The organism is Pseudomonas sp. TE36184, assembly GCF_054060055.1.
The window spans coordinates 2,048,601-2,060,862 of the sequence record NZ_JBSSCU010000001.1 but is presented as its reverse complement, the minus strand read 5'-3'; the positions used below and the strand labels follow the sequence as shown (position 1 = coordinate 2,060,862).

General features: G+C 63.7%; 10 protein-coding genes and 1 pseudogene. 4 read left to right on the top strand and 7 right to left on the bottom strand.

Annotation, left to right across the window (positions count from 1 at the left end; translation table 11 throughout):
- Window positions 1-33 precede the first annotated feature (33 nt).
- The 5 genes and pseudogenes from ACVWZP_RS08940 to ACVWZP_RS08920 all read right to left on the bottom strand — a co-directional run bounded on the left by ACVWZP_RS08940 (window position 34) and on the right by ACVWZP_RS08920 (window position 4,257).
- Window positions 34-624, bottom strand: a complete 591-nt coding sequence (locus tag ACVWZP_RS08940; RefSeq protein ID WP_046383889.1) for an amino acid synthesis family protein — start codon at window positions 622-624, stop codon at window positions 34-36.
- A gap of 265 nt (window positions 625-889) precedes the next feature.
- The gene (locus ACVWZP_RS08935; protein ID WP_370737513.1) at window positions 890-1,744 is read right to left on the bottom strand and encodes a methyl-accepting chemotaxis protein; all 855 of its coding nucleotides are present in this window, start codon (window positions 1,742-1,744) and stop codon (window positions 890-892) included.
- A 6-nt stretch (window positions 1,745-1,750) separates the two neighbouring features.
- Window positions 1,751-2,833, bottom strand: a pseudogene (locus tag ACVWZP_RS08930) (HAMP domain-containing protein); the annotation flags it as partial.
- A 132-nt stretch (window positions 2,834-2,965) separates the two neighbouring features.
- Complete coding sequence (locus ACVWZP_RS08925) at window positions 2,966-3,856, bottom strand: bestrophin family protein (protein ID WP_017847896.1); 891 nt, start codon at window positions 3,854-3,856, stop codon at window positions 2,966-2,968.
- Between the two features lie 101 nt (window positions 3,857-3,957).
- Window positions 3,958-4,257: an ArsR/SmtB family transcription factor gene (locus ACVWZP_RS08920; protein WP_102618286.1), complete on the bottom strand. Its 300-nt coding sequence runs from the start codon at window positions 4,255-4,257 to the stop codon at window positions 3,958-3,960.
- A gap of 89 nt (window positions 4,258-4,346) precedes the next feature.
- Between ACVWZP_RS08920 and ACVWZP_RS08915 the strand changes: the two genes are divergently transcribed.
- Window positions 4,347-5,438, top strand: a complete 1,092-nt coding sequence (locus ACVWZP_RS08915; RefSeq protein WP_457369683.1) for an NADH:flavin oxidoreductase/NADH oxidase — start codon at window positions 4,347-4,349, stop codon at window positions 5,436-5,438.
- 181 nt (window positions 5,439-5,619) lie between these two features.
- Here ACVWZP_RS08915 and ACVWZP_RS08910 read toward each other — a convergent pair whose 3' ends face one another.
- Window positions 5,620-6,342, bottom strand: coding sequence for a FadR/GntR family transcriptional regulator (locus tag ACVWZP_RS08910; RefSeq protein ID WP_017847891.1), 723 nt, complete (start codon window positions 6,340-6,342; stop codon window positions 5,620-5,622).
- Between the two features lie 47 nt (window positions 6,343-6,389).
- A complete protein-coding gene (locus ACVWZP_RS08905; protein ID WP_017847890.1) occupies window positions 6,390-8,126 on the bottom strand; it encodes an IlvD/Edd family dehydratase in 1,737 nt (578 codons plus the stop codon).
- Between the two features lie 193 nt (window positions 8,127-8,319).
- Here ACVWZP_RS08905 and ACVWZP_RS08900 point away from each other — a divergent pair, with 193 nt between their 5' ends.
- Genes ACVWZP_RS08900 through ACVWZP_RS08890 form a run of 3 tightly spaced genes read left to right on the top strand, consistent with a single transcriptional unit; the run spans window position 8,320 to window position 12,242 of the window.
- Window positions 8,320-9,642 (top strand): MFS transporter, encoded by a 1,323-nt coding sequence (locus ACVWZP_RS08900; RefSeq protein ID WP_017847889.1) that lies wholly within the window; start codon window positions 8,320-8,322, stop codon window positions 9,640-9,642.
- 15 nt (window positions 9,643-9,657) lie between these two features.
- Window positions 9,658-10,650 (top strand): AraD1 family protein, encoded by a 993-nt coding sequence (araD1, locus tag ACVWZP_RS08895; RefSeq protein ID WP_046383885.1) that lies wholly within the window; start codon window positions 9,658-9,660, stop codon window positions 10,648-10,650.
- Between the two features lie 11 nt (window positions 10,651-10,661).
- Window positions 10,662-12,242 (top strand): aldehyde dehydrogenase (NADP(+)), encoded by a 1,581-nt coding sequence (locus ACVWZP_RS08890; RefSeq protein ID WP_046383884.1) that lies wholly within the window; start codon window positions 10,662-10,664, stop codon window positions 12,240-12,242.
- The last annotated feature ends 20 nt before the right edge of the window (window positions 12,243-12,262 follow it).

Below are 12,262 nucleotides of genomic sequence, written 5' to 3'. Positions count from 1 at the left end.
CTGCATGCTTTTTGTTGGGGTGGCCGGTCTTGCTTACTGGGCTTTTTCAGCCGCCAGCTCTTCCAGGTCGATATAACGGTTGCCGATGCGCGGATGCAGGCGGCCGCCATCGGCGCAACCCAGGACCACGACGATTTCGTCGGCACGCGGCGCATCTTCGATCTGCATCTCCAGGGTGATGTAGTGCGAACGCAGGCCTTCGTCGTCCTTGTGCATCATCGGGATCTGGATCGACGTGCCCGGGCCGCCGCGCTTGTTGGTAAAACTCAGGTAGCTCTTGGCCTTGACCGCCTCACGGTAGTGGTTGCCGAAGCGCAGGGTGTGGATGATCGCGCTGGCATGTTCGATCTCGCCGTCGGCACCGACCACTGCCGCCTTGCCGTAGGCCTCGATTTTTTCCGCGCCGCCGATGATGCCCACCAGGCGTTCGACCATCAGCGCGCCGAGGTCGGAGCAATTGGCACGGATCTCAGGTTTGAGGTCTTCGACGAAACCGCGACCCAGCCAAGGGTTTTTCAGCACCACGGCCAGGCCGACCATGGTCACGGGAGTGTCCGCGGCTTTACCGCCTTCGATAAAGGTTTCTTCTACGTAGCTGACGATCTTGCGGATTTCGAAACTCATGGGCTGCTCCGTCTGATGTGAGAGGTCTGCGTATGATGGTATACCATAATACGAGAATCGCAATAGACGTCAGCACGTTCGAATGATCGGCGGTTGCACGCCAGCCTTATCCGCGGATGCGGACAGTGACGCCGAGGTCGGCGGGAGGTATTGGCGTGTTGATGCACCTCAAGGCGATCGGCTGCGCGGTCGGGCTCAAGGTAGAGGCTGGCGTGGGGTAAGCAGCAGAGGCGGTGAGTGGCTCACCGCCTTGCATTGGCGGGGGTTAGAACTTGAAGCGGCCTACCAGGCCTTTGAGCTGCCCGGAGATATCCGTCAAACGGCCAGAGCCGGTCTGCGCCGAGTGGGCAAAGTCTTCCACCAGTTGGGCATCGGCGTGGATTTGCGCGATGTGCTGGTTGATCTGTTCGGCGACCTGGTGCTGTTCCTCGGCGGCGGTGGCGATCTGGGTGTTCTGGTCGCGGATCGAGTCCACCGAGCCTTGGATCTTGTCGAAGCTGTCACGGGCCTGCTGGATGCGTTCCACACTGGTTTGCGACACCTGCAGGCTGCCCTGCATCTGCAGGGTGACTTCCTGGGTGCGGCGCGCGAGGTTGCCGAGCAGGCTGTCGATCTCGCCGGTGGAGTCGGCGGTGCGGCGGGCCAGGGCGCGCACTTCGTCGGCGACCACCGCGAAGCCGCGGCCCTGGTCACCGGCGCGCGCGGCTTCAATCGCCGCGTTGAGCGCCAGCAGGTTGGTCTGCTCGGCAATCGAGCGGATCGTGTCGAGGATGGTGTTGATGTTTTTGCTGTCCTGCTCCAACTGCTGCATGGTCTGGGTCGACTTCTGCAGGTCTTCGCTCAGTTTGAGCACGCTGCCGGTGGCTTCGCCGATATGCTGCTGGCCGTCGTGTACATCGCGGTAGCCTGCGTCGGCGCTGGACGCGGCGGCGCTGCAGGAGCGGGCGACTTCGTTGGCGGTGGCCACCATTTCGTTGAATGCGGTACTCACCAGCTCCACGGCTTCACGTTGGCGACCGGCGGCCTGGTTCAGGTTGTTGGCCACTTCGCGGGTGTCGGCGGCGGCGCTTTGCAGGTCGGAGGATGCGCTGCCGATGCGCTGTACCAACTGGGCGATCATGCCCAGGAACTGGTTGAACCAGCCGGCCAGGCTGGCGGTTTCGTCCTTGCCTTGCACCTTGAGTTGGCGGGTGAGGTCGCCTTCACCTTCGGCGATTTCTTGCAGGCCGTCGGCGACCCCGCGAATCGGGCGCACGATCATGCTGGCGAAGCTCGCGCCGACAATCGCGAAGACCACGGCGAGTACCGCTGCGATGGCTGCGATCAGCCAGGTCAGGCGGGTGGCGTCGGCCATGACTTCGTCGCGCTTGATCAAGCCGATAAAGCGCCAGCCCAGGTCTTTGGAGCTGACCACGTTGGCCATGTAGGCCACCCCATCAATATCCACTCGGGTCACGCCGTCGCCGCGCTTGGCCAGTTCGGCGTAGTTGGCGCCGAGTTCGGCCATCGGCTTGAAGTTGTGCTTGGCGTCGCTGGGGTCCACCAGCACGTTGCCGTTGGCTTCCACCAGCATCAGGTAGCCGCTGTCGCCCAGCTTGATGTTGCGCACCAGTTCGGTGAGCTGCTTGAGCGAGACGTCCAGGCCGACCACGCCGAGCAGGGTGCCGCTGGCGTCGACCACGGTGTGGACCGTGCCGATCAGCACCACATCGTCCGGCGCCCAGTAATAGGCCCCGGTCCGCACGGTGGTGCCCGGAGCGGCCACGGCGGCTTTGTACCAGGGGCGTACACGCGGGTCGTAGTTGTTCAGTTTGGTGTCGTCAGGCCAGCTCGCATAACCGCCGTCGCTCAGGCCCAGGGACAGGTAGGCGGTGCTTGGATGGCTTTTGGCGAACTGCTCGAATATCGCCAGCAGCTCTTTATTCGTTGGTGTAAGCGGGATTTGTGCGGCGTCGGCACCGGCGTAGTTCTTCAGCTCCTTGGCCGCGACAACGCGAGGGTCTTTGGCCACGTACTCGACGTTCTGGCTGATGCCGTCGAAGAACTGCTTCATGCCGTTATCGATCTGACGGATCTCGCGGCCGCTGCTGTCGAGGAAATTGGCCACAGCCGCCTCGCGCAGGTTCAGCACCACCAGCACCGCCACCAGGATAACCGGCACGCACGCGATGGCCGCAAACGCCCAGGTCAGCTTTTGCTTGATATTCATGACTTCTCCCGCGGGTATTTATAGTTTTGGCAAGGGGAAAACAGTAGCGTCGCATGTATTGTTATGAGGGGTGCGCCCATGCGTACCCCTTATATCGACCGTCGGGGCACGCACTTGAGGCCGTGGAGGCGTTCAGCCGATACGGTTGCCGCCCAGCGCATCGCGCTGCATCGACTGCAGGTTGTTCTCGATGGTTTCGCAGATGGTTTCCATCTGGATCTGATGTTCGCTGGAGTGAAACGGGCTTTGCAGGTCGGTGCCGATGCGCTCGATGGCCAGCAGCATGAAGCCCACCACCGTGGAGGCCAGCGGGGTGAACCAGCCCAGGGATTCGACCAGGCCCACCGGCACGATCAGGCAGAACAACGAAATGAACAGGCGCGGGAAGTACACGTAAGGGTAGGGCAGCGGGGTATTGGCGATGCGTTCCATGCCGCCCTGGGCGTTGGACAAGTCCACCAGCGTCGACTCCAGCCGCGCCAGGCGGATGCTGTCCAGGTGCCCGGCCTTGTATTCCCTGGCCAACAGCGCCGCCGAGCCGGTGAGGATGTCATTGGCGAAATTGTTGGTGGCGCCGTTGCGCGCAAATTCCTCGGCCGGAATAAATGCCCGCACCTCGTCCGGGCACGGCCGGCCCTTGAGATGGGCGGCCAGGCAGTTCACATAGGCCACATGGCGGCGCAACAGGGTGGCCTTTACCGGGTTCACGTCGTTGCCGAGGTCATCCAATAGCGTCAGCACCTGCCGCGCGAAACTGCGCGAATTGTTGACCATCGCGCCCCATAAGGTGCGCGCTTCCCACCAGCGGTTGTAGGCGCTGCTGTTACGAAAACTGATCAGCACCACCAGCGCTGAGCCGAGCAAGGTCAGGGGCATCAGCGGCAGGTTGATCTTGGTGGTGAGAAACAGCATGAAGTCCACGGTGACGGCGACGTCCCACAGCAACAGCCAGAACAGGGCCCAACCGACATAACCCATGGTTTTGATGATCAGGCGGTATTTTTTGACGATGGCGGCTTTCAAACGGAGACCTCGCGGCGAGCGGTAAGCAACAGTGCCTAAGCTCGGACGTTGGTTTGCCGTGAAAGGTTCGCGGTCAAGGATTACACAGGCTGAATCGTTTCTCAGTGCTGAGCCAGAACACTCGCCAGCAACCCGGGAAAACGCGCCTCAAGCACATCCGCGCGCAACGAATTCAGATGCGTGGTGCCGACGCTGCGGGTGTGGACCAGCCCGGCATCGCGCAGCACGCGGAAGTGGTGGGACATGCTGGATTTCGGCCGTCCGCCGTCCAGTTCGCCGCAGGTGGCCTCGGGCACGTCGGCCAGGTAGCGGATGATTTCCAGGCGCACCGGGTCGCTCAAGGCGTAGAGCACGCGTTCGAGTGTCAGGTCTTGCAGGGCGGGGTGTTTGAAGGCTCGCATAAAACAAATGATAACAGGGCTGGTGTTGAATACCATAGTTCGAATACCATCGAACTATCGAATCAATCACTCGCTCCTGGAGGTGCCTGATGGCTGCCTTGTTTGAACCCTACAAACTCAAAGACGTGACCTTGCGCAATCGCATCGCGATCCCGCCGATGTGCCAGTACATGGCCAACGATGGCATCGTCAACGACTGGCACCACGTTCACCTGGCCAGCATGGCCCGTGGCGGCGCCGGTTTGCTGGTGGTCGAAGCCACCGCGGTGTCCCCTGAAGGCCGTATCACTCCTGGTTGTGCGGGTATCTGGAGCGATGCCCACGCCCAGGCGTTCGTGCCGATGGTCAAGGCCATCAAGGCTGCTGGCGCGGTGCCAGGCATTCAGATCGCCCACGCCGGTCGCAAGGCCAGTGCCAACCGCCCATGGGAAGGCGACGACCATATCCCGGCTTCCGATGCGCGCAGCTGGGAAACCATTGCGCCTTCGGCCATTGCGTTCGGCGCCAACCTGCCTAACGTGCCGCGCGCCATGACCCTGGACGACATCGCCCGCGTGCGCCAGGACTTCGTCGACGCCGCCCGCCGTGCCCGCGACGCCGGTTTTGAATGGATCGAACTGCACTTCGCCCACGGCTACCTGGGCCAGAGCTTTTTCTCCGAACATTCCAACCAGCGCACCGACGTCTACGGCGGCAGCTTCGACAATCGCAGCCGTTTCCTCCTGGAAACCCTGGCCGCGGTGCGCGAAGTCTGGCCGGAAAACCTGCCGTTGACCGCGCGTTTCGGCGTGATCGAATACGACGGCCGTGACGAGCAGACGCTGACCGAATCCATCGAACTGGCCCGTCGCTTCAAGGCCGGTGGCCTCGACCTGCTGAGCGTCAGCGTCGGCTTCACCATTGCTGACACCCAGATCCCGTGGGGCCCGGCGTTCCTGGGGCCGATCGCTGAGCGCGTGCGTCGCGAAGCCGGTATCCCGGTCACTTCGGCCTGGGGGTTTGGCACGCCGCAATTGGCGGAAGGTGCGTTGCAGGCCGGGCAGGTGGATTTGGTCTCGGTGGGGCGCGCGCATCTGGCTGATCCGCATTGGGCGTACTTTGCCGCCAAGGAACTGGGGGTAGAGAACGCCTCCTGGACCTTGCCTGCGCCGTATGCCTATTGGTTGGAACGCTATCGCTGAGGCGGCCGCTCAGCCCGACCTGTGGGAGATGTCACACCGATGCCGGCAGGCCCGCCGCCATCGAGGCCTCGCTAAAGCTCGACATCTCCCACATTTGATCTCCAGGGCTGACAGAAAGTGTTCTTGCGCCCCTACCTTGCGGGTGCCGTCGAGCCTCACGGTTGTCGAACGAGGGTGTGGCTTATAACGGCGTCAGCACATTCATCACCGTATCCAGCGCCACCCGCGTGTCGTCCAGTTGCACCAGCGAGGCATGCCGGGCGCCGAGGGCGTCGCGGTTCTGGATCGCGGTGAGGATCGCCTTGTGCCGGGGCAGGCTCAGGCCCTGGATATCCGGGCGGCGGTTGGTGATGTTGATCGACTCGCGCAGCGGCAGCGACAGCATGTTGCACATATATGCCAGCAGGTCGTTGCGCGTGGCGTCGGCAATCGCACGGTGGAAGTCCAGGTCGGCCTGTAGCAGCGCGTCGTGGGTCTGCGCGGTTTCCATGCCGAGGTAGGCTTTTTCGATGGTGGCGATGTCTTCAGCGGTCGCGGTGGTCGCGGCCATGGCGGCGATTTCCGGTTCGAGGATGCGCCGCACGCCAGCCAGGGTGTTGAAGAACTCGCTATGGGGGGTGGACTGCATCAACCAGGACAGTACGTCCGGGTCGAGCAGGTGCCACTTCACCCGCGGCCGCACCACCGCGCCCACTCGTGGCTTGGAATACACCAGGCCCTTGGCGCTGAGCACCCGGGTCGCCTCGCGCAATACCGAGCGGCTGACCTTGTACTCCTCACACAGCGTGGCCTCCATGGGCAGTCGTTCTTCTGGCTTGAAGCGACCGGAAACGATGTGCATGCCCAAGTCCTGGACGATCTGGGCATGCATGCTCTTGCGCGGCTTGGACGGCTGGTGATCCATAACGACAGGGATGCTCTGGCTAAATAGGCGGCATCATAGCATCCCAATTAGTGGGAATGACGTGGGACTTCGGCCCCGCGGCAACCCACCAGGAAATCGAAGTCGCAGCCCTGGTCCGCCTGCAGCACATGGTCGATGTACAGCTGGCGATAGCCGCCGACGATCAGCTTCTGCGGTGGTTTCAGGTCAGCCATGCGCGCCGCCAGCTCGGCGTCGGGGATGTCCAGGTGCAAGCGCCCGTTGGCGCAGTCGAGTTCGATCCAGTCGCCTTCGCGCACCGCAGCCAACGGCCCGCCGGCAGCGGCTTCCGGTGCGACGTGCAAGACCACCGTGCCATACGCCGTGCCGCTCATGCGCGCATCGGAAATCCGCACCATGTCGGTCACGCCCTGGGCCAGCAGCTTGGCGGGCAGGCCCATGTTGCCGACTTCGGCCATGCCCGGATAACCCTTGGGTCCACAGTTTTTCATGACCAGGATCGAGTGGGCGTCCACCTCCAGTTCCGGGTCGTTGATGCGCGCCTTGTACATGTCGAAATCCTCGAACACCACGGCCCTGCCACGGTGCTGCATCAGCTCCGCGCTGGCGGCCGACGGCTTGAGCACCGCGCCCAGCGGGGCCAGGTTGCCGCGCAGCACACAGATGCCTCCGTCGGCGCGGATCGGGTTGTCGAGGGTGCGGATCACTTCGTCCTGGCCGTAGATCGGCGAGTCCTTGGTGTTCTCGCCCAGCGACTTGCCATTGACGGTCAAGGCGTTCGGGTGCGGGATCAGGTTGGCTTCACCGAGCCGGCGCAGCACTGCCGGCAGGCCACCGGCGTAGTAGAACTCTTCCATCAAGAAACGCCCGGACGGTTGCAGGTCGACGATGGTCGGCATGCCGCGCCCGATGCGCGTCCAGTCGTCCAGGTCCAGCTCCACGCCGATGCGCCCGGCGATGGCTTTGAGGTGGATCACCGCATTGGTCGAACCGCCGATGGCAGCGTTCACGCGGATCGCGTTTTCGAAGGCTTCCTTGGTGAGGATCTTCGACAGCTTCAAGTCTTCGCGCACCATTTCCACCGCGCGCATGCCGGACATATGCGCCAGCACATAACGCCGTGCATCCACCGCCGGGATCGCCGCGTTGTGGGGCAGGGAGGTGCCGAGTGCCTCGGCCATGCAGGCCATGGTCGACGCGGTGCCCATGGTGTTGCAGGTGCCCGCCGAACGCGACATGCCGCCCTCGGCCGCGAGGAAGTCATCCAGGCTGATGGTGCCGGCCTTGACCTGTTCGCTGAGCTGCCACACCACCGTGCCTGAGCCGATGTCCTGGCCCTTGTGTTTGCCGTTGAGCATCGGCCCGCCGGTGACCACGATGGCCGGCACGTCGCAACTGGCCGCGCCCATCAGCAGCGCCGGGGTGGTTTTGTCGCAGCCGGTCAGCAACACCACGCCGTCGATGGGGTTGCCGCGAATCGCTTCTTCCACGTCCATGCTCGCCAGGTTGCGCGTGAGCATGGCGGTGGGGCGCAGGTTCGATTCGCCATTGGAGAACACCGGGAATTCCACGGGGAAGCCGCCGGCCTCGATCACGCCGCGTTTGACATGCTCGGCGATCTGGCGGAAATGCGCGTTGCACGGCGTCAATTCCGACCAGGTATTGCAGATACCGATGATCGGTTTGCCATGGAACTGATGGTCGGCGATGCCCTGGTTCTTCATCCAGCTGCGGTACATGAAGCCGTTCTTGTCGGCGGTACCGAACCACTGGGCGGAGCGTAGGCCGGGCTTTTTATCAGGCATGATGGTTTCTCTTATTGTATGACTATATGTTCTATGCGTGCTTAAACATAAGCGCAAAATCGAAGCTTTGGAAGAGTTGTTTTGCAAATAGTCATACTATATAGTCTGGCTTAACTGAGGTATGGCCCTGGCGGATTTTCGCGAGAGGCGTCCCCCGAGCTTCTATAAAAACAACAATCGGAGATCGACCCCCATGAGCCAGGAACTGCGGCTTATACGGCGCATCACGCTGAAACTGATTCCCTTCCTCATCCTGCTGTACCTGATCGCCTACGTGGACCGCTCCGCCGTGGGCTTCGCCAAGCTGCACATGGGCGCCGACGTCGGCATCGGTGATGCGGCCTACGGTTTGGGCGCGGGTCTGTTCTTCATTGGCTATTTCCTGTTCGAGATTCCCAGCAACCTGATGCTCGATCGCTTCGGCGCGCGGCGCTGGTTCGCGCGCATCATGCTCACCTGGGGCGCCATCACCATCGGCATGGCGTTCGTGCAGGGGCCACACAGCTTCTATGTGATGCGCTTTCTGCTCGGCGCGGCGGAGGCGGGGTTCTTTCCCGGCGTTCTGTACTACATCACTCAGTGGTTCCCGGTGCGCCATCGCGGCAAGATCCTCGGGCTGTTCATCCTCTCCCAGCCGATCGCGATGATGATCACCGGCCCCGTGTCCGGCGGCCTGCTGGGCATGGACGGCGTCCTCGGCCTGCACGGCTGGCAATGGCTGTTCATCGTCATCGGCACCCCGGCGCTCCTGCTCACCTGGCCGGTGCTGCGCTACCTGCCGGACGGCCCCAAGCAGGTCAACTGGATGAGCGAGGACGAAAAAACCTGGCTCACCGGCGAACTGGCCAAGGACCTGCAAGCCTACGGCCAGACCCGCCACGGCAATCCACTGCACGCCCTCAAGGACAAGCGCGTGTTGCTGCTGGCGCTGTTCTACCTGCCGGTGACCCTGAGCATCTACGGCCTGGGCCTGTGGTTGCCGACCCTGATCAAGCAGTTCGGCGGCACGGACCTGGTTACCGGCTTTGTGTCGGCGGTGCCGTATATCTTCGGCATCGTCGGGCTGTTGATCATCCCGCGCAGTTCCGACCGTTTGAACGACCGCTATGGCCACCTGGCGGTGCTCTATGTACTGGGTGCCATCGGCCTGTTCTGCAGTGCCTGGCTGAGTGTGCCGGTGCTGCAAATGGCCGCGCTGTGCCTGGCGGCGTTCGCACTGTTTTCCTGCACGGCGGTGTTCTGGACCCTGCCGGGGCGGTTTTTCGCCGGCGCCAGTGCGGCAGCGGGCATTGCGTTGATCAACTCGGTGGGCAACCTCGGCGGCTACATCGGCCCGTTCGTGATCGGCGCGCTCAAGGAATACACCGGCAACCTGGCTTCGGGCTTGTACTTTTTGTCCCTGGTGATGGTGTTCGGGCTGGTCTTGACCGGCGTGGTCTACCGCGTGCTGGAGCGCAAGCATGTGCTGCCTGCCGAGCAATTTGCCGCCAGTGCCCGTGGCGCCACACGTACTTAATCGAGGAGAAGTTTCATGCGTTTAGTTCAGTTCGAGGTGTCCAACGGCGAGCGCCGGGTCGGCGTGGTGGAGGGCAGCCAGGTGCGCGAAGTGCTCAGCGCCCACAGTGTGCGCGAGTTGGCGCTGGCTGCGATCGAAGCCGGCGTGGGCCTGGTGCAGCAGGTGCAGAGCCTCGGCCTGGGCGACAGTCATCATTACGCCGAGCTGCTGGCCGACCTGAAGATCCTGCCACCGCTGGACCACCCGGACCCGGCCCATATGCTGATCAGCGGCACCGGCCTGACCCACCTGGGCAGCGCGTCGGCGCGGGACAAGATGCACCAGCAGGCCGGTGACGACAGCGCGTTGACCGACACCATGCGTATCTTCAAGTGGGGCGTGGAAGGCGGCAAACCGGCGGCCGGCCAGGCGGGCGTGCAGCCGGAGTGGTTCTACAAGGGCGATGGCAGCATCGTGGTGCGCCCCGGCGCGGCGTTCCCGGTGCCGCCCTTTGCCGAAGACGCCGGCGAAGAGCCGGAGATCGGCGGGCTGTATGTGATCGGCCACGACCGCAAGCCCTATCGCCTGGGGTTCGCGGTGGGCAACGAGTTCTCCGACCATGTGATGGAACGCAAGAACTACCTGTACCTGGCCCATTCCAAACTGCGCAGTTGCAGCTACGGCCCGGAGTTGCGCGTGGGCGAGTTGCCCCGGCATCTTGCGGGCACCAGCCGCATCCTGCGCAACGGCGAGGCGATCTGGCAGAACGAGTTCCTCAGTGGCGAGGCCAATATGTGCCACAGTCTGGAAAACCTTGAGTACCACCACTTCAAGTACAGCCAGTTCCTCAAACCCGGCGATGTACACATTCATTTCTTCGGCACCGCCACCCTGTCATTCGCCGACGGTATACGTACCCAACCGGGCGATGTGTTCGAGATCAGCCAGGCCGAGTTCGGCGCGCCGCTGGTCAATCGTGTCGGCAGTGCCGACGCCGTCTTCGAACCCGGCGATGTCATCACCCTTTAAAGGAGAGCCACATGCCCCAGTTCCTTGGTCACAACTACATCGGCGGCCAGCGCAGCGCCAACGGCAGCCTCAAGCTGCAGAGCGTCGATGCGGCGACCGGCGAAGCCTTGCCCCAGGATTTCTACCAGGCGACCCCGCAGGAAGTTGACGCCGCCGCCAAGGCCGCGGCGGCGGCTTACCCGGCGTACCGCGCCCTGAGTGCATCGCGCCGCGCGCAGTTCCTTGACGCGATCGCCGATGAGCTGGACGCGCTGGGCGATGCCTTCGTCGAACTGGTCTGCCGTGAAACCGCGCTGCCCGCTGCGCGTATCAAAGGCGAGCGCGGCCGCACCAGCGGGCAGATGCGGCTGTTCGCCACGGTGTTGCGTCGCGGCGATTTCTACGGCGCGCGCATCGACAAGGCACTGCCGGATCGCCAGCCGCTGCCACGCCCGGACCTGCGCCAGTACCGCATCGGCCTGGGCCCGGTTGCGGTGTTTGGCGCGAGCAACTTCCCCCTGGCGTTTTCCACGGCGGGCGGGGATACCGCCGCCGCGCTGGCGGCCGGCTGCCCGGTGGTGTTCAAGGCCCACAGTGGGCATATGGCCACGGCCGAGCGCGTCGCCGATGCGATCATTCGCGCGGCCGAGACCACCGAGATGCCGGCGGGCGTGTTCAACATGATCTTCGGCGGCGGTGTCGGTGAAGCGCTGGTCAAGCACCCGGCGATCCAGGCAGTCGGCTTTACCGGCTCGCTCAAGGGCGGGCGCGCCCTGTGCGACATGGCGGCAGCGCGTCCGCAGCCGATCCCGGTATTCGCCGAGATGTCGAGCATCAACCCGGTCATCGTGTTGCCCCAGGCCCTGCAGGCGCGGGCCGAAACCGTGGCACGCGAGCTGACTGCCTCGGTGGTGCAAGGCTGCGGCCAGTTCTGTACCAACCCCGGTCTGGTGATCGGCCTCGCGTCGCCGGCCTTCAGCGCGTTCACCCAGCAGGTGGCGCAACTGATCGGCGATCAGCCGGCGCAGACCATGCTCAATGCCGGCACCTTGAGCAGCTATGACAAGGGCCTGCAAAAACTGCTGGCGCACCCCGGCATCCAACACCTGGCCGGTCAGGCTCAAGCCGGGCAACAGGCGCGGCCGCAGTTGTTCAAGGCCGATGTCAGCCTGCTGATCGACGGCGATGAAGTGCTGCAAGAGGAAGTGTTCGGCCCCACCACGGTGTTCGTCGAAGTCGCCGACCAGGCCCAGCTCAGCGCCGCCTTGCATGGCCTGCACGGCCAGCTCACGGCGACGATCATCGGCGAGCCGGCCGACCTGCAACAGTTCGCCGAACTCACGCCGCTGCTGGAGCAGAAAGTCGGGCGTATCCTGCTCAATGGTTACCCGACCGGCGTGGAAGTCTGCGATGCGATGGTGCATGGCGGGCCGTACCCGGCGACGTCGGATGCGCGTGGCACCTCGGTCGGCAGCCTGGCCATCGACCGCTTCCTGCGCCCGGTGTGTTTCCAGAACTACCCGGACAGCCTGCTGCCCGACGCGTTGAAAAACGCCAACCCGTTGCGTATCCAGCGCCTGGTGGATGGCACACCGTCACGCGACTCGCTGTAACGCGCACCTGAGAACAATAA

Coding starts and splice junctions, on each gene's coding strand:
- ACVWZP_RS08940 (WP_046383889.1), bottom strand. CDS start 624: ATGAGTTTCGAAATCCGCAAGATCGTCAGCTACGTAGAAGAAACCTTT.
- ACVWZP_RS08935 (WP_370737513.1), bottom strand. CDS start 1,744: ATGATCGCCCAGTTGGTACAGCGCATCGGCAGCGCATCCTCCGACCTG.
- ACVWZP_RS08920 (WP_102618286.1), bottom strand. CDS start 4,257: ATGCGAGCCTTCAAACACCCCGCCCTGCAAGACCTGACACTCGAACGC.
- ACVWZP_RS08915 (WP_457369683.1), top strand. CDS start 4,347: ATGGCTGCCTTGTTTGAACCCTACAAACTCAAAGACGTGACCTTGCGC.
- ACVWZP_RS08910 (WP_017847891.1), bottom strand. CDS start 6,342: ATGGATCACCAGCCGTCCAAGCCGCGCAAGAGCATGCATGCCCAGATC.
- ACVWZP_RS08905 (WP_017847890.1), bottom strand. CDS start 8,126: ATGCCTGATAAAAAGCCCGGCCTACGCTCCGCCCAGTGGTTCGGTACC.
- ACVWZP_RS08900 (WP_017847889.1), top strand. CDS start 8,320: ATGAGCCAGGAACTGCGGCTTATACGGCGCATCACGCTGAAACTGATT.
- araD1 (WP_046383885.1), top strand. CDS start 9,658: ATGCGTTTAGTTCAGTTCGAGGTGTCCAACGGCGAGCGCCGGGTCGGC.
- ACVWZP_RS08890 (WP_046383884.1), top strand. CDS start 10,662: ATGCCCCAGTTCCTTGGTCACAACTACATCGGCGGCCAGCGCAGCGCC.